This is a genomic window from Pseudomonas sp. 8Z, from assembly GCF_902506535.1.
In the GTDB taxonomy this organism is placed as follows: Bacteria; Pseudomonadota; Gammaproteobacteria; order Pseudomonadales; family Pseudomonadaceae; genus Aquipseudomonas.
The window spans coordinates 1529280-1549840 of the sequence record NZ_LR733827.1 but is presented as its reverse complement, the minus strand read 5'-3'; the positions used below and the strand labels follow the sequence as shown (position 1 = coordinate 1549840).

Annotated in this window: 19 protein-coding genes and 1 pseudogene; 13 read left to right on the top strand and 7 right to left on the bottom strand. The window is 62.4% G+C overall.

Going from position 1 to position 20561, the window contains the following annotated elements:
* Positions 1-90: 90 nt before the first annotated feature.
* The 11 genes from AERO9A_RS20000 to lipB all read left to right on the top strand — a co-directional run bounded on the left by AERO9A_RS20000 (position 91) and on the right by lipB (position 10271).
* Positions 91-1356: a glutamate-5-semialdehyde dehydrogenase gene (locus AERO9A_RS20000; RefSeq protein ID WP_159973656.1), complete on the top strand. Its 1266-nt coding sequence runs from the start codon at positions 91-93 to the stop codon at positions 1354-1356.
* A complete protein-coding gene (gene nadD / locus AERO9A_RS19995; protein ID WP_159973655.1) occupies positions 1356-2003 on the top strand; it encodes a nicotinate-nucleotide adenylyltransferase in 648 nt (215 codons plus the stop codon). The genes AERO9A_RS20000 and nadD overlap by 1 nt, the downstream gene beginning before the upstream one ends.
* 62 nt (positions 2004-2065) lie before the next feature.
* Positions 2066-2419 carry a ribosome silencing factor gene (gene rsfS, locus AERO9A_RS19990; RefSeq protein WP_256666034.1) on the top strand — a complete coding sequence of 118 codons (354 nt, stop codon included), beginning with the start codon at positions 2066-2068 and terminating at the stop codon, positions 2417-2419.
* 9 nt (positions 2420-2428) lie between these two features.
* Complete coding sequence (gene rlmH, locus AERO9A_RS19985; RefSeq protein WP_159973653.1) at positions 2429-2896, top strand: 23S rRNA (pseudouridine(1915)-N(3))-methyltransferase RlmH; 468 nt, start codon at positions 2429-2431, stop codon at positions 2894-2896.
* 9 nt (positions 2897-2905) lie between these two features.
* Complete coding sequence (gene mrdA / locus AERO9A_RS19980) at positions 2906-4795, top strand: penicillin-binding protein 2 (RefSeq protein ID WP_159973652.1); 1890 nt, start codon at positions 2906-2908, stop codon at positions 4793-4795.
* 38 nt (positions 4796-4833) lie between these two features.
* Complete coding sequence (gene rodA, locus AERO9A_RS19975) at positions 4834-5937, top strand: rod shape-determining protein RodA (RefSeq protein ID WP_178111196.1); 1104 nt, start codon at positions 4834-4836, stop codon at positions 5935-5937.
* 18 nt (positions 5938-5955) lie between these two features.
* Positions 5956-6966: a lytic murein transglycosylase B gene (mltB, locus tag AERO9A_RS19970; protein ID WP_159973650.1), complete on the top strand. Its 1011-nt coding sequence runs from the start codon at positions 5956-5958 to the stop codon at positions 6964-6966.
* A complete protein-coding gene (locus AERO9A_RS19965; RefSeq protein WP_159973649.1) occupies positions 6963-7976 on the top strand; it encodes a septal ring lytic transglycosylase RlpA family protein in 1014 nt (337 codons plus the stop codon). The genes mltB and AERO9A_RS19965 overlap by 4 nt, the downstream gene beginning before the upstream one ends.
* A gap of 154 nt (positions 7977-8130) precedes the next feature.
* Positions 8131-9306 carry a D-alanyl-D-alanine carboxypeptidase family protein gene (locus AERO9A_RS19960; protein WP_159973648.1) on the top strand — a complete coding sequence of 392 codons (1176 nt, stop codon included), beginning with the start codon at positions 8131-8133 and terminating at the stop codon, positions 9304-9306.
* A 63-nt stretch (positions 9307-9369) separates the two neighbouring features.
* The gene (locus tag AERO9A_RS19955) at positions 9370-9648 is read left to right on the top strand and encodes a DUF493 domain-containing protein (RefSeq protein ID WP_159973647.1); all 279 of its coding nucleotides are present in this window, start codon (positions 9370-9372) and stop codon (positions 9646-9648) included.
* A gap of 5 nt (positions 9649-9653) precedes the next feature.
* Positions 9654-10271 carry a lipoyl(octanoyl) transferase LipB gene (gene lipB / locus AERO9A_RS19950; protein ID WP_159973646.1) on the top strand — a complete coding sequence of 206 codons (618 nt, stop codon included), beginning with the start codon at positions 9654-9656 and terminating at the stop codon, positions 10269-10271.
* Between the two features lie 58 nt (positions 10272-10329).
* Here lipB and lipA read toward each other — a convergent pair whose 3' ends face one another.
* The 6 genes and pseudogenes from lipA to leuS all read right to left on the bottom strand — a co-directional run bounded on the left by lipA (position 10330) and on the right by leuS (position 17482).
* On the bottom strand, positions 10330-11382 hold the full coding sequence (gene lipA, locus AERO9A_RS19945) for a lipoyl synthase (RefSeq protein ID WP_159973645.1): 1053 nt from the start codon (positions 11380-11382) through the stop codon (positions 10330-10332).
* 134 nt (positions 11383-11516) lie between these two features.
* The gene (locus AERO9A_RS19940) at positions 11517-12776 is read right to left on the bottom strand and encodes a lytic murein transglycosylase (protein WP_159973644.1); all 1260 of its coding nucleotides are present in this window, start codon (positions 12774-12776) and stop codon (positions 11517-11519) included.
* Positions 12777-12857: 81 nt separating this feature from the next.
* Positions 12858-13004 (bottom strand): annotated as a pseudogene (gene arfA, locus AERO9A_RS19935) (alternative ribosome rescue factor ArfA); the annotation flags it as partial.
* Positions 13005-13132: 128 nt separating this feature from the next.
* Positions 13133-14167: a DNA polymerase III subunit delta gene (gene holA / locus AERO9A_RS19930; RefSeq protein ID WP_159973642.1), complete on the bottom strand. Its 1035-nt coding sequence runs from the start codon at positions 14165-14167 to the stop codon at positions 13133-13135.
* Between the two features lie 35 nt (positions 14168-14202).
* Positions 14203-14814 carry an LPS assembly lipoprotein LptE gene (gene lptE, locus AERO9A_RS19925; protein ID WP_159973641.1) on the bottom strand — a complete coding sequence of 204 codons (612 nt, stop codon included), beginning with the start codon at positions 14812-14814 and terminating at the stop codon, positions 14203-14205.
* 55 nt (positions 14815-14869) lie between these two features.
* Positions 14870-17482, bottom strand: coding sequence for a leucine--tRNA ligase (gene leuS, locus AERO9A_RS19920; protein WP_159973640.1), 2613 nt, complete (start codon positions 17480-17482; stop codon positions 14870-14872).
* Between the two features lie 178 nt (positions 17483-17660).
* On the opposite strand from leuS, the gene AERO9A_RS19915 reads away from it, so the two are divergent.
* Positions 17661-18089 carry a hypothetical protein gene (locus tag AERO9A_RS19915; protein ID WP_159973639.1) on the top strand — a complete coding sequence of 143 codons (429 nt, stop codon included), beginning with the start codon at positions 17661-17663 and terminating at the stop codon, positions 18087-18089.
* A 24-nt stretch (positions 18090-18113) separates the two neighbouring features.
* The gene (locus tag AERO9A_RS19910) at positions 18114-18908 is read left to right on the top strand and encodes a YdcF family protein (protein WP_159973638.1); all 795 of its coding nucleotides are present in this window, start codon (positions 18114-18116) and stop codon (positions 18906-18908) included.
* Positions 18909-18983: 75 nt separating this feature from the next.
* On the opposite strand, the gene lnt is transcribed toward AERO9A_RS19910, so the two are convergent.
* A complete protein-coding gene (gene lnt / locus AERO9A_RS19905) occupies positions 18984-20504 on the bottom strand; it encodes an apolipoprotein N-acyltransferase (RefSeq protein WP_178111195.1) in 1521 nt (506 codons plus the stop codon).
* Positions 20505-20561: the final 57 nt, after the last annotated feature.

Here is a 20561-nt window from a genome sequence, read left to right as displayed (position 1 = left end):
TATCACGACCGCTTGCCGGGCGTGGCTGTGCGGCGAGGCCCAGGCCCGCTATAATCAGCCCCTTTTTTCAACTGCCAGACCTCCGCCGCCATGACCGAGTCCGTGCACGACTATATGACCCGCCTGGGCCAGGCTGCCCGCCAGGCCTCGCGGGTGCTCGCTCGGGCCAGCACCGCGCAGAAGAATCGCGCCTTGCAGGCCGCCGCCAATGCCCTCGACGCCGCTCGCGTTGAACTTGCCGCCGCCAATGAATTGGATCTGGCCGCCGCGCGCGCCAGCGGCTTGGAACCAGCCATGGTCGACCGTCTGGCGCTGACGCCGAAGGTCATCGACTCGATGATCGAGGGCTTGCGTCAGGTCGCCACGCTGCCTGACCCCATCGGCGAGATCGAAGGTATGCGTTACCTGCCGTCTGGCATTCAGGTGGGCAAGATGCGTGTGCCGCTGGGTGTTATCGGCATCATTTATGAGTCGCGGCCGAACGTGACCATCGATGCCGCCAGTCTGTGCCTGAAGTCCGGCAACGCCACCATCCTGCGCGGTGGCTCCGAGGCGATTCACTCCAACCAGGCGATTGCTCGTTGCATCCAGCAGGGGTTGGCCGAAGCCGATCTGCCTGCCGCCGCCGTGCAGGTGGTGGAAACCACCGACCGCGCTGCCGTTGGCGCGCTGATTACCATGCCGGAGTTCGTCGACGTGATCGTGCCGCGTGGCGGCAAGGGTCTGATCGAGCGTATCAGCCGCGATGCCAAGGTGCCGGTGATCAAGCATCTGGACGGTGTCTGCCACGTCTATGTCGACGTTGCTGCCGATCTCGACAAGGCCATCCGTGTCTGCGACAACGCCAAGACCCAGCGTTATTCGCCGTGCAATGCCATGGAAACCCTGTTGGTGCATGCAGCCATTGCCGCGCGTGTGTTGCCGCCGCTGGCCGCCATCTACCGCGACAAGGGTGTCGAGCTGCGCGGTGATGCCGCCACCCGCGAACTGCTTGGCAGTGATGTGCTGCAAGCGAGCGAGGATGACTGGTTCGCCGAGTACAACGCGCCGATCCTGGCCATTCGTATCGTCGATTCGCTGGACGCTGCCATCGAGCACATCAACCACTACGGCTCGCAGCACACCGATTCGATCATCACCGAGAACTTCACGGACGCGCGGCGCTTCCTCACCGAGGTGGATTCCGCGTCGGTGATGGTCAATGCCTCGACGCGTTTCGCCGATGGTTTCGAGTATGGCCTGGGCGCGGAGATCGGTATTTCCACCGACAAGTTGCACGCGCGTGGCCCGGTGGGGCTGGACGGGCTGACCAGTCAGAAGTATGTGGTCTTCGGCGACGGGCATATCCGCACCTGATGGCCCGACGCATAGGCCTGCTGGGGGGCACGTTCAACCCGGTGCATATCGGCCACTTGCGTGCGGCGCTGGAAGTGGCCGAGTTCATGGCGCTTGACGAGTTGCGGTTGCTGCCCAGTGCACGTCCGCCCCACCGGGAAGCGCCACAGGTCAGCGCCGAGCAGCGTCTGGCCATGGTCGAGCTGGCCGTGGCGGGCGAGCCAAGGCTGTCGGTCGATGACCGCGAGCTGCGCCGGGATCGTCCGTCTTACACGGTCGAGACCTTGGAGTCGGTACGCGGTGAACTGGCGGCGGACGATCAGTTGTTTCTCCTGGTCGGCTGGGATGCCTTCTGCAGCCTGCCAAGCTGGCACCGCTGGCAGGAACTGCTGACGCATTGCCACCTGTTGGTGCTGCAACGGCCGGATGCCGACAGTGAGGCACCCGAGGCGTTGCGCGATCTGCTGGCCGCACGCAACGTCAGCGATCCGCTGAGCCTGACCGGGGCCAGTGGGCAAATCAGTTTCATCTGGCAGACGCCACTGGCGGTGTCTGCCACGCAGATCCGGCAATTGCTGGCCAGCGGTCAATCGGCGCGTTATCTGCTGCCGGACGCGGTACTGGCCTATATCCAGGCGCACCAGCTTTATGGTGCGCCGAACGCTTGAGATGTCGCGCGAGCGTGCATCCATTACATGAGGCAAACGAGTCACCTATGAAGAATCAGAACATGCCCAGCGAAGAGCTGGTCAAGATCACTGTCGCCGCGCTGGAAGAGATCAAGGCCGCCGACATTACCGTCATCGACGTCAAGGAAAAAACCAGCATCACCGATTTCATGGTGATTGCCAGCGGCAGCTCCAGCCGTCAGGTCAAGGCGCTGGTGGACAACGTGCTGGAGAAGGTCAAGGAGCATGGCGTGCGTGCCATCGGCAGCGAAGGTCTGGACAGCGGCGAGTGGGCGCTGCTCGATCTGGGCGATATCGTCGTCCATGTCATGCTGCCGACCGCACGTCAGTTCTACGACCTCGAACGCCTCTGGCAGGGCGCCGAGCAGAGCCGCGCCCAGCACGGCGGCGAGTAAGCTGGCTGTATGCGGATCAAGCTGATTGCCGTCGGTTCGCGCATGCCGCGCTGGGTCGAGGAGGGCTGGCAGGAGTACGTCAAACGCCTGCCTGCCGAGCTGCCGCTGGATCTGGTCGAGATCCCGCTGAGTACCCGTGGCAAGAACGCCGACGTTAACCGCCTGATCCGTCAGGAGGGCGAGGCGATGTTGGCCAAGGTGCAGCCGGGGGAACGTATCGTCACTCTGGAAGTCCATGGCAAGCCATGGAGCACCGAGCAGTTGGCGGCTGAGCTCGATCGCTGGCGTCTGGACGCGCGTACCGTCAACCTCATGGTTGGCGGCCCGGAAGGGCTGGCACCTGAGGTGTGTGCGCGCAGTGAGCAGCGCTGGTCGTTGTCGCCGTTGACGTTGCCGCATCCGCTGGTGCGTATCCTTATCGGCGAACAGATCTATCGCGCCTGGACTGTGTTGTCCGGCCATCCGTACCACAAGTAAGTAGCCTCCATGCCCGAGCCGATTCGCCTCAAGGATCACGAAAAGGACGCGCGCCTGGTCAAGCGCCGGGTGATCGTCGGCGGCGTGACAGTGCTGCTGCTGACCTGTGTGCTGATCGCGCGTATGTATTACCTGCAGGTGGTGCAGTTCGAGTATCACTCGACGCTGGCGGAGAACAACCGCATCCATGTGCAGCCGATACCGCCCACGCGTGGGCTGATCTATGACCGCAATGGCGTGATCATCGCCGACAACCGCCCCAGCTTCAGCCTGACCGTGACGCGTGAGCGTGCCGGTGACTGGCAGCAGGTACTCGATACCGTGGTCGAGGTGCTGGAGCTGACCAGCGAGGACCGCGAACTCTTCGAGCGGCGCGTGCGCCAGGGGCGCCGTCCGTTCGAGCCGGTGCCGATTCTGTTCGAACTGTCCGAGGAGCAGATCGCTCGTGTGGCGGTGAACCAGTTCCGCCTGCCCGGCGTCGAGGTGGCCGCGCAACTGGTGCGGCATTACCCGCAAAAGGAGCACTTCGCGCATTCGGTCGGTTATGTCGGGCGCATCAACGAGCAGGAGCTCAAGCGCCTCGACCCGACCGAGTACGCGGGCACGCACCATATCGGGAAGACCGGTATCGAGCGCTTCTACGAAGAGGAGCTGCACGGCGAGGTGGGCTACGAGGAGGTCGAGACCAATGCGCGTGGTCGTGTGTTGCGCGTGCTCAATCGCATCGATCCCAAACCCGGCAAGGACATTATCCTGACCCTCGATGCGCGTTTGCAGGAGGCCGCGGAGAAGGCGCTCGGCGGGCGCCGTGGTGCGGTGGTGGCGATTCAGCCCAAGACCGGTGAGGTGCTGGCGATGGTTAGCCAGCCTAGCTTTGACCCCAACCCCTTCGTGACCGGCATCAGCTTCAAGGCTTATGGCGAGCTGCGTGATTCTATCGACCAGCCGCTGTACAACCGCGTGCTGCGCGGCCTGTATCCTCCGGGCTCGACGGTCAAACCGATGGTGGCGGTATCCGGCCTCGATAGCGGTGTGGTCACGCCGCAGACGCGGGTGTTCGACCCCGGCTTCTATCAATTGCCGAATAACAGCCACAAGTACCGTAACTGGAACCGTACCGGCGATGGTTGGGTTGACCTTGATCTGGCCATCGCCCGCTCCAATGACACCTATTTCTACGATCTGGCGCACAAGATGGGCATTGATCGGCTGCATGCCTACATGAGCCGCTTCGGCTTCGGCCAGCGCGTGGCGCTGGACATGTTCGAAGAGACGGCGGGGCTGATGCCCTCGCGCGATTGGAAGCGGGCTCGCTATCGCCAACCTTGGTATCCCGGCGAAACTCTGATTCTGGGTATCGGCCAGGGCTACATGCAGACCACGCCGTTGCAGCTCGCGCAGGCCACCACGCTGATGGCAACTCATGGCAAGTGGATTCGCCCACACTTGGCCAAAACCATCGATGGGCAGTCGCCGGTCGATCCCAGCCCGATGCCGGACATCGTGCTACGTGATCCGAAATACTGGGATTACGGTATCCACGGTATGGAACAGGTGGTTAATGGCCCACGTGGCACTGCGCGCAAAGTGGGCGCCAGTGCGGTCTATCGCATCGCCGGCAAGAGCGGTACCGCGCAGGTGGTGGCGATCCGCCAGGGCGAGAAATACAACCGTGAAAAACTGCAGGAGCGCCATCGTGACCATGCCTTGTTCATCGGCTTCGCTCCGGTCGACAACCCGCAGATTGCCGTGTCGGTGATGGTGGAGAACGGCGAATCCGGCTCTGGTGTCGCGGCGCCAGTGGTCAAGGAGGTGATGGATGCCTGGCTGCTGGACGAGAACGGCCAGCTCAAGGCCGAGTACGCCGCACCCGAGAACACCGAGGTCAGCCAGCGATGAAGGGTAATTTCGACAGAACCCTGTCCGATGAGGATGTGCTGCGTCGGCGTGCCACCTTGCTGCAGCGCATGCACATCGACGGCTGGCTGTTATTGCTGTTGCTGTTGCTCGGCGCAGGCAGCCTGTTCGTGCTCTATTCGGCCAGTGGCAAGAATGTCGATCTGCTGATCAAGCAGGCGTCGTCCTTTGGCATCGGCATCGTTGCGGTAATCGCCATTGCGCAGTTCGATCCGCGTTTCATGGCGCGCTGGGTGCCGCTCGGTTATCTGATTGGCGTTGGCTTGTTGACTGTGGTGGAGGTGATGGGCCATACCGCGATGGGCGCCACGCGCTGGATCAACATTCCGGGGGTGATTCGGTTTCAGCCGGCGGAGTTCATGAAGATCATCATGCCCATGACTATCGCCTGGTACCTGTCTACGCGCAGTTTGCCGCCTCGGCCCAAGCATTTGTTGATCAGCCTGGCGATGATCGGCGTGCCCTTTGTGTTGATTCTCAAACAGCCGGATCTGGGCACCTCGTTGCTGATTCTCGCCTCCGGCGCCTTCGTGCTGTTCATGGCTGGCTTGCAGTGGCGCTGGATTGTCGGCGCGGTAGCGGCTATCGGGCCGATTGCTGTGGGTATGTGGTTTTTCGTGATGCACGATTATCAGAAGCAGCGCGTGCTGACCTTCCTCAACCCGGAGAGCGATCCGCTGGGCTCGGGCTGGAACATCATCCAGTCCAAGGCTGCCATTGGTTCGGGTGGCGTGCTCGGTAAAGGCTGGCTGCTGGGCACCCAGTCGCACCTGGATTTTTTGCCGGAAAGCCACACGGACTTTATCATTGCCGTGCTCGCCGAGGAGTTCGGTCTGGTGGGCGTCTGCCTGTTGCTGCTGTTGTACCTGCTGTTGATCGCACGCGGCTTGGTTATCACCGCACAAGCGCAGACACTGTTCGGCAAATTGCTCGCTGGCGCCTTGACCATGACCTTCTTCGTTTATGTCTTCGTTAACATCGGCATGGTCAGTGGCTTGCTCCCGGTAGTGGGGGTGCCTTTGCCGTTCATTAGTTACGGCGGAACCCATTTGGTGACGCTGTTGTCAGGCTTCGGGATATTGATGGCGATTCACACCCACAGGAAGTGGATCGCTCAGGTTTGATTTGGGAGTTTTGAGTTAATGCACGCATTGCGTAACTGGGCGGTCAGGACGTTCATGGGAATCGGCCTGACCGGTCTGCTCGGCAGCGGCGCTCAGGTGTCGGCCGCCGACTATGAGGGTTCGCCGCAGGTTTCCGAGTTCATCGCGCAAATGACCCGCGACTATGGTTTTGCCAGCGAGCAACTGGTCAGCCTGTTCGCCGAGGTGCAGCGCAAGCAGGCGATCCTCGACGCCATTTCGCGGCCGGCCGAACGGGTCAAGCCGTGGAAGGAATACCGACCGATCTTCATTACCGACAAGCGTATCGCCCAGGGTGTGGACTTCTGGCGGAAGAACCAGGCGGCGCTGCAGAAGGCTGAGGCCGATTACGGTGTACCGGCACAGTTCATCGTTGCCATCATCGGCGTGGAAACCTTCTACGGCGGCAATACTGGCAGCTACCGGGTGATGGATGCGCTGTCGACGCTGGCCTTCGACTACCCGCCGCGTGCGCCGTTCTTCCGCAAGGAGCTGCGCGAGTTCCTTATGTTGACCCGCGAAGAGCAGGTCGATCCGCTGTCGCTCAAGGGCTCTTATGCCGGTGCCATGGGCCTGCCGCAGTTCATGCCGAGCAGCTTCCGCGCCTATGCCGTGGATTTCGATGGCGACGGCCATATCAATATCTGGACCAACCCGACCGATGCCATTGGCAGCGTTGCCAGCTACTTCCAGCGTCATGGCTGGCAGGCCGACGGCCAGGTGGCCAGCCGTGCTCAGGTCAGTGGTGAGCGTTCCGATGAGGGGCTGACCGAAGGTCTTGATCCGGTAAAGAACGTCGGTGAGCTGCGCGCCCTTGGCTGGCGCAGCGACGATGCGTTGGCTGATGACGTGCCGGTCACTGCGTTTCGTCTGGAAGGTGCCGAAGGTGACGAGTATTGGTTGGGGCTGCCCAACTTTTACGTCATCACCCGCTACAATCGCAGCGTGATGTACGCCATGGCCGTTAATCAATTGGCCGAACTGCTGGTGCAAGCGCGGGGTAAACAATGAGCCGTTCCAGGAAGCTACTGTCGTTGGGCGCGTGCATCGCTGCCGCGCTGCTGGTGGCCAGTTGCTCGTCCAATCGCTCTTCCCAGCCAGTGGCCAACTCGGGCCAGGCCGGTCTTTCCGGGCCGAATGATTACGACCGCCCACACCGCGATGGCGCGCCCTGGTGGGATGTCGATGTGTCGAAGATCCACGATGCCATCCCAATGCCGCACTATGGCCCGGTCAAGGCTGCGCCCTACACCGTGCTGGGCAAGCAGTATTTCCCGATTCAGGATGCGCGCCGCTACTCGGCGGTCGGCCCGGCCTCTTGGTACGGCACCAAATTCCACGGTCAGGCCACGGCCAATGGCGAGACCTACGACCTTTACGGCATGACCGCCGCGCACAAGACCCTGCCGCTGCCCAGCTACGTGCGGGTGACCAATCTGGAAAACGGCAAGAGCGTGATTCTGCGGGTCAACGACCGCGGGCCGTTCTATTCCGATCGCATCATCGACCTGTCCTTCGCTGCGGCGAAGAAGCTCGGTTATGCCGAGAAGGGCACGGCGCGGGTCAAGGTCGAAGGGATTGATCCGCACGAATGGTGGGCGCAGCAGGGCCGTCCGGTGCCGCTGGTGCTGGCCAACAACCAGCCGGCCAAGGCCATTGTTGCGCAGCCTGTGGCTCAGGCCATGCCGCAGGCGGTCGAGCAGTATTCGCCGCCGCCAGAGCAGCATGCCGCGGCCGTGGTGCCGGTGCAGATCGACGCAAAAAAAAACGATTCACTCGCAGCTTCTGGCCTGTATCTCCAAGTGGGAGCCTTCGCCAATCCGGACGCTGCGGAGCTGTTGAAGGACAAACTGAGCCAGACGACGCGTGTGCCGGTGTTCATCAGCTCAGTGGTGCGCGACCAGCAGATACTGCATCGCGTGCGTCTTGGGCCGATCAGCAGTCAGGGTGAGGCTGAGCAGTTGCAAAGCAATGTGCGCCTCGCCAACCTTGGGCAGCCGACGCTGGTGCGTGCAGACTGACCCGAGCATGCCCGCTCTGATGAAGGTTTCTTCTCAGGGGTGATGGCACTAAACCGGCACAGGCCGGACTAACCCACGGGTCACCATGATTGGTGGCCGGGTAAGGCTCCCTCGGAGCCGCTTCACAATCCACGCAACGACTTTCGAGAGACGGATGAATATCACCAGCTTCGCGCAACGTGCCTTCCTCTTCCTGACCCTGTTGGCTTCGCCACTGGTCTGGGCCACCCCTCAGGTCGTACCGGCACCGCCGCAACTGGCGGCTACCGCCTACGTGCTGATGGACGCCGCCACCGGCCAGGTGCTGGTGGGTGAGAACGGCGACGAGCGCTTGCCGCCCGCCAGCCTGACCAAACTGATGACGGCCTACATCGCCACGCTGGAAATTCAAACCGGCAAGATCGGCGAGAAGGACATGGTCACCATCAGCGAGCACGCCTGGCGCACCGGCGGTGCTGGTTCGGGCGGCTCGACCATGTTTCTGCCGGTCAACAGCCAGGCCAGCGTTGGCGACCTGCTGCACGGTGTGATCATTCAGTCCGGCAACGATGCCAGTATCGCCTTGGCCGAATACATCGCCGGCAGTGAAGATGCTTTCGCCGACATGATGAATTCGACTGCCGAGCGCCTGGGCATGAAGAACACCCACTTCATGAACGCCACCGGCCTGCCGGATCCGCAGCACTACTCCAGTGCTCATGACATGGCCATCCTGGCGCGCGCAATCATCAACGAAGATGCCGACCACTACGCCATCTACTCGCAGAAGGACTTCCTCTGGAACAACATCAAGCAGCCTAACCGCAACCTGCTGCTGTGGCGCGACAAGACCGTTGACGGTCTGAAGACCGGCCACACCCAGGAAGCCGGTTACTGCCTGGTGGCCTCTGCCGTGCGTGACGGCGCGCGCATGATCACCGCTGTGTTCGGCACCAATAGCGAGCAAGCTCGTGCCGCTGAAACGCAGAAGCTGCTGACTTATGGCTTCCGCTTCTTCGAGAGCCGCACCTTCTACCAGAAGGGCAGCGAACTGGCTCAGGCGGCGGTCTGGAAAGGCCAGTCGAGCCAGGTCAAGGCTGGCTTGGCACAGGATCTGGCGCTGACCATGCCTAAGGGCCAACTGGACAAGCTGCAGGCTAGCATGACGCTCAATCCGCAACTGATGGCTCCCATTGCTCAGGGTGACGTGATCGGTAAGGTTGAGGTCAAGCTGGGTGACGAAGTGGTGCACAGCGCCGACCTGGTCGCTCTGGAGTCGGTCGAGGAGGGTGGTTTCCTGCGTCGTCTGTGGGACAGCATCCGCCTGTTCTTCTTCAGCTTCTTCAACTGATCCCTTCGGCCGCCCCATCAGGGGCGGCCTTCTTTATGGACGGGCTTCAAGCCCGCTGACGCCATGACCGATACTGACGTTCAAGCCCCAAAAATCGAATTTCCCTGCGAGCGCTATCCGATCAAGGTCATCGGGACTGCGGGCGAGGGTTTCTCTGATCTGGTGATCGAGGTGATCCAGCGCCATGCGCCGGATCTGGATGCCTCGACGCTGGTACTACGCGATAGCCGCAACGGCAACTTCCTCTCCGTGCAGGTGCTGATTACCGCCACCAGCGTTGAGCAGCTACAGGCCATTCATGTCGACCTGCGCGCCACTGGCCGCGTGCACATGGTGCTGTGACGGCCATGGCCGAACTCGTTGTACGCCACTTGGGTTTGGTTGAGTATCAGCCGACGCTGGAGGCTATGCGTCAGCTAACGCGTGAGCGCGATGGGCAGTCGCCGGATGAAATCTGGCTGCTGCAGCATCCCCAGGTGTTTACTCAGGGCCAGGCTGGCAAGGCCGAGCACCTGCTGGCGCCGGGCAATATCCCAGTGGTGCAGGTCGAGCGTGGCGGCCAGGTGACGTATCACGGGCCGGGGCAACTGGTGGCCTACCTGATGCTCGATTTGCGTCGTCTCGATCTGGGCGTGCGTGAGCTGGTCACGGCCATGGAGCAGAGTTTGGTCGAGCTGCTGGCCAGCTATGGCATCGAGGCGGCGCCCAAGGCCGATGCACCGGGCGTATACGTGGCCGGTGACAAGATCGCGTCCTTGGGGTTGCGCGTCAGCCGTGGCTGTTCTTTCCATGGCCTGGCGCTCAACGTCGACATGGATATGATGCCTTTTCAGCGCATCAACCCCTGCGGCTATGCTGGGCTGAAGATGGTGCAGATGCGCGATCTGCTGCCAGCGCCGCCAGTGTTCGATCAGGTGGCACAACGGTTGGAACAGGCGCTGCGCGGCAGGTTGGGATATCGCTGAGCAGCAGAAACGCAAAGGGGCGTCATGGACGCCCCTTTCGTTTATCCAGCGATAGTCGTCAGTTCAGATTCAGTGCCGGAATCAGGCTGGCGTTAACTTCTTGCCCTGGCACCGGAACCGGTGCGGCAAGGCCCAGGTTGTTCTTCTCGAACACCCGGTCGGCGCGGTAGCTGGAGCGCACCAGTGGGCCTGCTGCGACTTCCATGAAGCCTTTCTCCAGGCCGATGTCACGCAAGCGATTGAACTCTTCAGGGCTGACCCAGCGCTGCACCTTGAGGTGGTTGCGCGTGGGTTGCAGGTACTGGCCGAGGGTGAGGATGTCCACGCCGATGGCGCGCAGGTCATCCATGGTTTCCAGGATTTCCTCGTCGGTTTCACCGAGGCCGAGCATCAGGCTGGTCTTGGTTAGCACGTCCGGGCGATGCTTCTTGGCGTGTTCGAGTACCTTGAGGGTCTTCTCATAGCCTGCACGCGGGTCACGCACTACGTGAGTCAGGCGTTTGACCGTTTCGACGTTCTGCGCGAACACTTCCAGGCCAGAGTCCACCACGCGCTCGATGGCCTGATGGTCACCGTCGAAGTCCGGGGTCAGCGCCTCGACCACCACCTGTGGCGTGTTCTCCTTGATCGCGCGCACGCACGCCGCGTAATGGCTGGCGCCGCCGTCGTCCAGATCATCGCGGTCCACCGAGGTCAGCACGATATAACGCAGGGCCATCAGCTCCACCGACTTGGCGGTGTTCTGCGGCTCTTCCAGATCCAGCCAACCATTGGGGTTGCCGGTGTCCACAGCGCAGAAGCGGCAGGCGCGGGTGCATACCGAGCCCATCAGCATGATGGTTGCCGTGCCGTTGGACCAACATTCACCCATGTTCGGGCAGTGCGACTCCTGGCACACAGTGCTCAGGCGATGCTCGCCGACGTTACGCTTGACCGCTTCGAAACGGCTGCCGCCCGGCGCCTTGACCCGCAGCCATTTGGGCTTGGGTTCGAAGACCTGTGGTTCGGCTGAAGCGCGGCGCTTCTGGCCATCCTTGATCGCGGTGATGCCTTGGGCGGTGCGGAATTTTTCGCCGCTGGCGACGGTTTTGGACGAGGAGGTGTCGGACATCGGAAATCAGGGCTCCGGTAGAGGCTCCGTAGGGCGAGCGGCTTTTGGCCGCCGCGCAGTCTATCACAGCGGCAGGGTGGCCGATGTCGGCTGATCGTCGCCGCAATGCATCGCAGGGTGTGTGGCAGGGAGGCTCAGCGCGTGCGCAGCAGTTCCAGCAATTCCAGGTTCGGATAGCCGTCAGCGGGTTCACCCTGTTGCAGTTGCAGCAGACGGATCGCTTTACGCGTATTGGCGCCGATGATGCCGTCGGCCGGGCCAGGGTCGAAGCCGTTCTTGGCCAGCAGTTCCTGTAGCTCGATGCGTTCACTGCGGCCCAGTTGGCGCTCATCGCGTGGCCAACTGGCTTGGATTTCGCTGGGTTTGAGGAAGTTGTCCGCGAGTAGACCGATGGCCAGGGCGTAGGAGGTGGAGTTGTTGTATCTGAGGATGCTGCGGAAGTTGTCCAGCAGCAGGAACGCCGGGCCACGGTGACCCGCCGGTAGTACCAAAGTGGCGCGGCTGTCTGGGCTCACGCTCTTGCCGCCGCCAACAGGCACTACGCCGAGCGCTTGCCATTCGGCCAGGGTGCGGCGTTGCTCCGGGTCGGCATGGAAGTAATCGAACTGCTTGGGCAGGCGTACTTCGAAGCCCCAAGGCTGGCCGCGTTGCCAGCCGGAGGTTTGTAGATAATGGGCAGCCGAAGCCAGAGCATCGCCGGAGGACGTCCATAGGTCACGCTTGCCGTCACCGTCGAAGTCCACTGCGTGTTCGTTGTAAGTGGTGGGCATGAACTGGGTCTGGCCCATGGCTCCAGCCCAGGAGCCGATCATGCGTTCACTGGGGATATCGCCGTGCTGCAGAATTTGCAGCGCGGCCAGCAATTGGTTGCGCCAGAAACCCTGGCGGCGTCCTTCATACGCCAGTGTGGCGAGCGAACGGATCACGCTGTTGCTGCCGATGTTGTTGCCGAAATTGCTTTCCAGGCCCCAGACCGCGACCAGAACGGGTGCATCGACGCCATAACGCTGTTCGATCTCGCGCAGCATTAGATTGTGTTGGGCGAGCAGGACGCGTCCTCGGCCTATACGGCTGGCTGACACAGCGCCATCGAGATATTCCCACACCGGGCGGGTGAACTCCGGTTGGCTACTGTCGGCCTTCATCACTGCTGGGTCGGGGATGATGCCGCTGAATGCGTGGTCGAACACCGCCGCGTCGATGCCTTTGCTCAGTGCCTCGGCGCGTAGGGCTTGGCGCCAATCGGCGAAGCTAAGAAGGGCCGGGACGCTGCTGATCTGCGTTGTTGGTGCGCTGCTCGTGAGCGGCAGGTTCTCGGCGGGCGCTTTGGCGCAGGCGGCCAGCAGCAGAAGTGGGAGCAGGGCCAGGGGCGAACGGGAAAGCTGGGATGGCATGTCTATCTCAGGGCATCTAAGCAGGTGGCTACCTTAGCATGCTCTCGCCTGGTACAGGGCCATCAGCGAAATCGCAGGGCGCATAAAGCAAGAAGCCTCCCAGTTGTGGGAGGCTTCGCGGCGGTAGCTGCCTTTGCCTTTCTGTGGTCGCTCCTGGCGGCAGCGGAACAGTGGTTGGGCGACGATGGATTTGGCCTTGTTCGGCCGTTTGCCGGTTTTCTTGCTCATGGCATGTCCTCATGTAGGCTGCCTGCACTGATGCAGGCGGCGCGGACTATGCGCCGCTGTACAGAAAATGTCCAGGCCTGTAGGGCGGGTGTAACCCGCCGTCTGGTTAATGGCGGGTTGCACCCGCCCTACGAAGAAAGGCGCAGGCGTTGCCCGGCCAGTTGCAGGGTCAGTAGGGCCAGTTCACCCCAAGGGTTGCCAGCAGCCTGGCCCTTGATTTGCGCATCGATCAGTTGTGCCTGTTGCAGCAACTGGCCCCAGCGTTTGCTGCTGTGGCGCTGCAGCGCTTTGGACACGAGCGGGCGGCGCTTGTCCCAGACGGGCGGGCGGGCACTGGCGAAGGCCTTGTCGAGGGGGATGCCTTGGCTCTTCTGATGGGCGATGCTGGCCAGCAGGCGAATCTCCCGCGCCAGCGCCCAGAGGATTACTGGCGTTTCCACGCCCTCGCCACGCAGCCCTTCGAGCATGCGCAGGGCGTGCGCGGCTTCGCCGTTGAGGGCCGCATCGATCAGGCCGAAGACATCGAAGCGCGCACTGTCGGCCACCGCCGCCTGAACGGTCTCGGCATCCACCTGGTTGCCTTCTGCCAAGAGCTTGAGTTTTTCCACTTCCTGGGCGGCGGCCAGCAGGTTGCCCTCGACGCGTGCGGCGATCATCTCCACTGCATCAGGGCTGGCGCTAAGCCCCGCCTGGGCAAGTCGCTGGCGAATCCATTGCGGTAACTGGTGGGCATCGATCGGCCAGATCTGGATGAACTGCGAGTGGGCTCCGTCGATCAAGGCCTTGGCCCACTTGCTCTTCTGCGTGCTGCCATCGAGCTTGGGCAGGCTGAGCAGCAGTACGGTGTCTTCCGGCGGGCGGCCAAGGTATTCGAGCAGGGCCGCGGCACCTTTGTCGCCGGGTTTACCTGAGGGCAGGCGCAATTCCAGCAGGCGTTTTTCGGCGAACAGCGAGAGGCTGGCACCGGCTTGCAGCAGGTTGCCCCAGTCGAAATTGGCTTCGGCGTTAAATACCTGACGTTCGGCGAAACCCTGTTGGCGGCAGGCACTACGCACGGCATCAGCGGCCTCCTGGCACAGCAGGGGTTCGTCACCGCTGATGACGTAAATGGGCGCAAGCGTACCTTGCAGATGCTTGGCGAGCTGGGCGGGAGAAAGCTTCATGGGGGAATCGGGCCGCTTTAAACGGCCCGCAGGCATCACTGACGTGGCAGTTCGATAGGCGACTGCTGCGGTGCGACTTGCGCTGCACGTACCTTACGCGCGGCTTCTTCGGCCTCGGCTTCGGCCTTGGCGCGGGCCTCGGCGGTTTGCTGAAGTTGGTCGAGCTGCTCCGGGGTAATCATGCTCAGGCGCTGTACCAGTTGCTGAATCAGTTCGCGGCGCAGTTCGCCACGCAGTTGCCCTGCTTGTTGGTCTGAGCCGATCAGGTTGCTACTGTCCTGCTGGTAGTAGTTCTGAACTTCGATCTCGTTGCTGGTTAGGAGCAGGTTCTTCGCGCCACGGATTTCGTACTCGACCGTCATGCTCAGCTCGTACTCGGCATTACGGCCGTTGCTGGTGTAGCTGGCGGAGCGACGATTCTCGTCTTCACGACTCAATACCAGCTTGTACGGGGCACCGGGGTATACCTTGACGCCGTTGTTTTCCAGCGCTTCGATCAGTTGCTTGACGTTTTCGCCATAGGCATTGCGCCCGCTGACGCTCAACTCGGTCAAGGCGAACTGGGTGGTGCCCGTACCGCGCAGTTGAAAACCACAGGCGCTGAGCAGTACGGCCAGGCCGATGACCAGCAGATTCCGTTTCATCATTCTCATATCCCCTTGGCGGATCACGGCGCCAGCCGAAGTCTGGCGCCGAGCTTAATCAGTTGGCGACGATGTTGACCAGCTTGCCCGGCACCACGATGACCTTGCGGATGCTCAGCCCTTCGGTGAAGCGCAGCACGTTCTCGTTGGCGCGGGCCATGGCTTCCACTTCTTCGCGGCTGGCGCTGGCGGCTACCTCGATTTGGCCGCGCAGCTTGCCGTTGACCTGCACCACCAGGGTCAGGCTGTCCTGCACCAGTGCGGCTTCATCGACCTGCGGCCATTTTGCGTCGATCACCGCATCGCTGTGACCCAAACGCTGCCACAGCTCGTGGCTGATATGCGGGGTGATCGGTGCCAGCAGCAGGGTGACGACTTGCAGGCCTTCGTGCAGAAGCGCGCGATCCTGTTCGGTCGCAGTGGCAGCCTTTTCCAGCACGTTCATCAGCGTCATCACCTGGGCGACGGCAGTGTTGAACTTGTGGTGCTGGCCGATATCGTTGCTGGCCTGCTTGATCGCCAGGTGGATGGCGCGGCGCACGGCCTTCTGCTCGTCGTTGAGGCTGCTGACATCCAGCTTGCCCGGCAGGCCCGCGGCGACATGGCCGTGAGCCAGGCGCCAGACGCGGCGCAGGAAGCGGTTGGCGCCTTCGACACCGGCATCCGACCATTCGCAGCTCTGGTCGGGCGGCGAGGCGAACATCATGAACAGGCGGCAGGTGTCGGCGCCGTAAGCGTCGATCATGTCCTGTGGGTCGACGCCGTTGTTCTTCGACTTGGACATCTTCTCGGTGCCGCCGATTTCCACGGCCAAGCCGTCGCTCTTGAGCTTGGCGCCGATGACCTTGGCCTTGGCGTCACGCTCGACTTCCACGTCGGCCGGGTTGAACCAGTCTTTGCCGCCGTTTTCCAGGGTGCGGTAATAGGTCTCGGCGACCACCATGCCCTGGGTCAGCAGGTTCTTGAACGGCTCATTCGATGACACCAAACCTTCGTCGCGCATCAGCTTGTGGAAGAAGCGCGCGTACAAAAGGTGCAGGATGGCGTGCTCGATGCCACCGATGTACTGATCCACCGGCAGCCAATGATTGGCCACAGCCGGGTCGACCATACCCTTGTCGTAGTTCGGGCTGGCGTAGCGGGCGAAGTACCAGGAGCTTTCCACGAAGGTGTCCATGGTGTCGGTTTCGCGCTTGGCCGGTGCGCCGCATTTCGGGCAGGTGCACTCGTAGAATTCGGGCATTTTCGCCAGTGGGCTACCAGCGCCGTCCGGCACCACGTCTTCGGGCAGCACGACCGGCAGTTGGTCTTCCGGCACCGGCACGTCGCCGCAGGTGTCGCAGTGGATGATCGGAATGGGGCAGCCCCAGTAGCGCTGGCGGCTGATGCCCCAGTCGCGCAGGCGGAACTGGGTCTTGCGGGCGCCGTGCGCGCTGGCTTCGAGGTCGCCGACGATGGCGTCGAAGGCAGCGCTGAAGTCCAGGCCGTCGTACTTGCCGGAGTTGATGCTGGTCAGCCCGGCCTTGTCGCCGTACCAGTCCTGCCAGGTGCTGGCGTCGTAGTCCTTGCTTTCGCCGGTGTAGACCTGCTTGATCGGCAGATCGTATTTGTTGGCGAATTCGAAGTCGCGCTCGTCATGCGCCGGCACGGCCATCACCGCGCCTTCGCCGTAGCCCCACAGCACGTAGTTGGCGACGAATACCGGCAGCTTGTCGCCGGTCAGCGGATGGATGACGAACTGGCCGGTGGCCAGGCCCTTTTTCTCCATGGTGGCCATGTCGGCTTCCGCAACCGATCCAGCCTTGCACTCGGCGATAAAGGCGGCGATGGCTGGGTTGGCTTCGGCGGCGCGTTGGGCCAGCGGGTGCTCGGCGGCCACGGCAACGTAGGTCGCGCCCATCAGGGTGTCGGGGCGGGTCGAGTAGACTTTGAGCTGGCCGTCGATGCCGATACTGGCGACGTCGTAGTCGAACACGATATCGGCACCGAAGCTCTTGCCGATCCAGTTGCGCTGCATGGTCTTGACCTGCTCGGGCCAACCATCGAGCTCATCCAGGCTGCTCAGCAGCTCTTCGGCGTAAGCGGTGATCTTGAAGTAATACATCGGGATTTCGCGCTTCTCGATCAGCGCGCCCGAACGCCAGCCACGGCCGTCGATGACCTGCTCGTTGGCCAGTACGGTCTGGTCCACCGGGTCCCAGTTGACGGTGCCGTTCTTGCGGTAGATCACGCCCTTCTCGAACAGGCGGGTGAACAGCCACTGTTCCCAGCGGTAGTAATCCGGCTTGCAGGTGGTGACTTCACGCGTCCAGTCGACGGCCAAACCCAGCGATTTGAGCTGGGACTTCATGTAGGCGATGTTCTCGTACGTCCACTTGGCCGGCGCCACCTGGTTCTTCATCGCCGCGTTTTCCGCCGGCATGCCGAAGGCGTCCCAACCCATCGGCTGCAGCACGTTCTTGCCCTGCATGCGCTGGTAGCGCGCGATCACGTCGCCGATGGTGTAGTTGCGCACGTGCCCCATGTGTAGCTTGCCGCTGGGGTAGGGGAACATCGACAGGCAGTAGAAGGTGTCCTTGCCGGGCTGTTCGCTGACGACGAAGGAATTCTGCGCGTCCCAGTGGGACTGCGCGGCGGCTTCTATTTCACGGGGCGAGTACTGTTCGTGCATGGCTCTGGCGCTGAAGGAATGGGGCTTGCGGAAAACGTCGTAGCATACATGAGCGCCGTCTATCGAGGGAAACCCAGATTGTGCTGCTCCCGCCGTTTGTCGCGCTGGCAGGCCGCTTGCAGTGCCTCCACTACGCTTTATTCAATACCCCGCGCTACAGCGGCTGGAGAGGTGTTCGATGGTCGATACACAACAAGCGCAGCGCGCCAGCAGTCTTTATGAGCGGCTGCTGCAGCGCCTTGCTCTGGCGCTTGAAGAGGCTGAAACCGCCAGCCGACTACATGCCGAGCCACGGCATGATCTTGAGCTTGATGGCTTGAGTACAGCCGAGCTGGAGTTGATCCACGCCTATCTCAATCATGATCTGCAGTGGTTACGGGGCTGGCACGCGGCGGCTGAGGAACTGGCGCTGATTCAGAGGCAACCGTTGCGTGCTGCCAAGCCTGTCGGCGGCGTACGTGTTACCAAGCCAAAGCCTTTGATCAAGCGCCGTCAGGCGCTGTGCTGTGCGTTATGCGGCACGGCGGTGAGTTGGCACCGTGGGCAGGATGCGCAGGCCTGCCTGGCCTGTGGCTCGAAGCTGTTCCGTAGCGGCAATCCCCGATAGGCTTGGGCACCTTGGAGGTGCCTGATGCCCATTCGCTACATTCTCAAACAATTGTTGATGCCGCCTGGCGTGCTGCTGTTACTGATCCTTTTAGGTTGGTGGCTGCGTCGCCGTTTCCCTCGTGTGTCCGCCGTGTGCTTTTTTACCGGGCTGGGCGGCCTCTGCTTGATGAGCTTGCCCGCGTTGACTCAGTGGGGTGCGCAATGGCTGGAGCGCGAGCCTGCATTGGCCGAGTCGCAGTGGTCGACGCTGGCGCAGCGGGCCGATGCCATCGTCATCCTGGGGGCAGGGCGGGAGCAAAATGATCCTGGCTGGGGCAGCGTGGATCAGCCCGGCATCTGGGCGCTGGAGCGCTTGCGTTATGCCGCACGCTTGGCCCGTGCTTCTGGGCTGCCTTTGGCGGCTACGGGCGGTTTGCATTATGGGCAGCCGCCGAGCGAGGCTGCGCTGATGGCAGACAGCATGGGGCGTGACTACGGCCTGCCTATTCGCTGGCTGGAGGAGGAGAGTCGAACCACCTGGGAGAATGGGCAATTCAGCGCCAAGCTCTTGCAGCCGCAAGGGATCCGCCGGGTGGTGCTGGTGACTCAGGCTTGGCATATGCCTCGGGCACGCTGGAGTTTCGAGCAGGCGGGGTTCGAAGTTGTCACGGCGCCTATGGGGTATTTCAGCGCCAGTTATGAACGCCCGTTGGGCGGCTGGTTACCGGAGTCGAGGGCGATTTGGCAGAGCAGTATGCTGCTCAATGAGGTCATCGGCTTACTGGCGTACCCCATCGTCTATGGCCCACAGCCTCAAGTAGCCAGTAAAAACGAGTAGCCCGGATGCAATCCGGGAGTCATGGCACGGCGACTCCCCGGATTGCACTGAGTGACACGGGCACTGCAGTCGCTCTTACAGCGTCTTGGCCATGCGACTGGCCAGCAGCGCCCAACCCAGCAGCAATGCACACAGGATGGCCAGCGGCCAGTTGCGCCATTGCAGATAAGGCGTAAGCCCTTGCATGGCTTGCACTTCACCATAGAGCACGGCCTGTTCGAACTGTGGCAGCCACTCCGTTACGCGGCCGTGTGGGTCGATCAGCACGGTCACGCCGTTATTGGTGGCGCGGATCATCCAGCGGCCGGCCTCCAGCGCCCGCATCTGCGCCATCTGCAAATGCTGCAAGGGGCCGATGGAGGTGCCGAACCAGGTATCGTTGCTCACCGTCAGCAGGATGTCGCTCTGTGCGGCGAACTGCGCGGCGAAGTCCGGGTACACCACCTCGTAGCAGATCAGCGGCGCCAGACGGTAACCCTTGGCCAAAAGCGGAGGTTGATCCGAAGGGCCAGGGGCGAAGTCGGACATCGGCAGATCGAAGAAGGCGATCAAGCCACGCAGCACCTCCTGCAATGGCACGTACTCGCCAAAGGGCACTAGTTTCTGCTTGAGGTAGGTGCCCTGGCCTTCACCAAAGCTGGTGATGGCGTTGTAGTAACGCATCTCGCCGCGTGCGTTGGGTTGGCGCACCGGTACACCGGTGATCAGTGCCAAGTTGCGTTCGCGGGCGAAGCGATCCATCACGCCGATAAAGCCTTGCGCTTGATCCTTCAGCATCGGAATGGCGGTTTCTGGCCAGACCAGTATATCCACGGGTTTGGCGCTGAAGCTGAGGTCACGATACAGCGCCAGTTGTGCATTGAGTTGCGTGGGATCCCATTTGAGATGCTGCGCGATGTTGCCCTGAATGGCGGCAACCTTCAGTGGCTGGTCTTTGGCGCGGGTCCAAGCGTGATCCTGCAGGGTGACACCTGCCCCCCAGGGTGCAAGCAGAAGTATCACAGCCGCGACGTAGAATGGCTTCTTCGGGCGCAGGGCGTTGAGATTGACGATCAACGCTGCCGATAGCGCCAGCACGAACGACAGCAGCCAGACCCCGCCAACAGGTGCCAGGCCCGCCAGTGGACCGCTGAGTTGGCTGTAGCCGGCATAAAGCCAGGGAAACCCGGTCAGGAACCAGCCTCGAAAGACTTCCTGAGCCACCCACAATGCGGCGAAGGCCAGGGCATCCGGCAGCGGCGCCTCGCTGCGCCTGAACCAGCGTGCCCAGAGCGCGCCGGGCAGGGCGAAGAACAGGCCAAGGCCTGCGACGAAACCCAGCGTCAGCACGCCAGCCAGCGCAGGCGATGCCGCGCCGTAATCGTGGATGCTGACATAGACCCAACTGGTGCCAGAGGCGAACAGGCCAAAGCCATAACTCCAGCCGCGCAGCGCAGCCTGGCCTGGGCGTAGTTCACGCAGACCGAAGTAGAGCAGGGCGATGGAAACAACGGCCAGCGGCCAGATATCGAAGGGCGCCAGCGCCAGCGTGGTGAGTGCACCGCCCGCCATCGCGAGCAGATGGCCGGGCCAGCCCGGGCGGGTTATCCATTGCAGCATGGAAGCATCCTGGGGATTGAAGTGGCGCAAGGGTAGAGCGGATCGCGGCGCGGG

Excerpts from the sequence above, each read along its gene's own strand:
- lptE (WP_159973641.1), bottom strand. The coding sequence starts at position 14,814 with ATGATGAAACGGAATCTGCTGGTCATCGGCCTGGCCGTACTGCTCAGC.
- AERO9A_RS19940 (WP_159973644.1), bottom strand. The coding sequence starts at position 12,776 with ATGCCATCCCAGCTTTCCCGTTCGCCCCTGGCCCTGCTCCCACTTCTG.
- mltB (WP_159973650.1), top strand. The coding sequence starts at position 5,956 with ATGCACGCATTGCGTAACTGGGCGGTCAGGACGTTCATGGGAATCGGC.
- mrdA (WP_159973652.1), top strand. The coding sequence starts at position 2,906 with ATGCCCGAGCCGATTCGCCTCAAGGATCACGAAAAGGACGCGCGCCTG.
- lipB (WP_159973646.1), top strand. The coding sequence starts at position 9,654 with ATGGCCGAACTCGTTGTACGCCACTTGGGTTTGGTTGAGTATCAGCCG.
- AERO9A_RS19955 (WP_159973647.1), top strand. The coding sequence starts at position 9,370 with ATGACCGATACTGACGTTCAAGCCCCAAAAATCGAATTTCCCTGCGAG.
- holA (WP_159973642.1), bottom strand. The coding sequence starts at position 14,167 with ATGAAGCTTTCTCCCGCCCAGCTCGCCAAGCATCTGCAAGGTACGCTT.
- AERO9A_RS19910 (WP_159973638.1), top strand. The coding sequence starts at position 18,114 with ATGCCCATTCGCTACATTCTCAAACAATTGTTGATGCCGCCTGGCGTG.
- AERO9A_RS19965 (WP_159973649.1), top strand. The coding sequence starts at position 6,963 with ATGAGCCGTTCCAGGAAGCTACTGTCGTTGGGCGCGTGCATCGCTGCC.
- AERO9A_RS19915 (WP_159973639.1), top strand. The coding sequence starts at position 17,661 with ATGGTCGATACACAACAAGCGCAGCGCGCCAGCAGTCTTTATGAGCGG.
- rlmH (WP_159973653.1), top strand. The coding sequence starts at position 2,429 with ATGCGGATCAAGCTGATTGCCGTCGGTTCGCGCATGCCGCGCTGGGTC.
- AERO9A_RS19960 (WP_159973648.1), top strand. The coding sequence starts at position 8,131 with ATGAATATCACCAGCTTCGCGCAACGTGCCTTCCTCTTCCTGACCCTG.
- leuS (WP_159973640.1), bottom strand. The coding sequence starts at position 17,482 with ATGCACGAACAGTACTCGCCCCGTGAAATAGAAGCCGCCGCGCAGTCC.
- AERO9A_RS20000 (WP_159973656.1), top strand. The coding sequence starts at position 91 with ATGACCGAGTCCGTGCACGACTATATGACCCGCCTGGGCCAGGCTGCC.
- rsfS (WP_256666034.1), top strand. The coding sequence starts at position 2,066 with ATGCCCAGCGAAGAGCTGGTCAAGATCACTGTCGCCGCGCTGGAAGAG.
- lipA (WP_159973645.1), bottom strand. The coding sequence starts at position 11,382 with ATGTCCGACACCTCCTCGTCCAAAACCGTCGCCAGCGGCGAAAAATTC.
- nadD (WP_159973655.1), top strand. The coding sequence starts at position 1,356 with ATGGCCCGACGCATAGGCCTGCTGGGGGGCACGTTCAACCCGGTGCAT.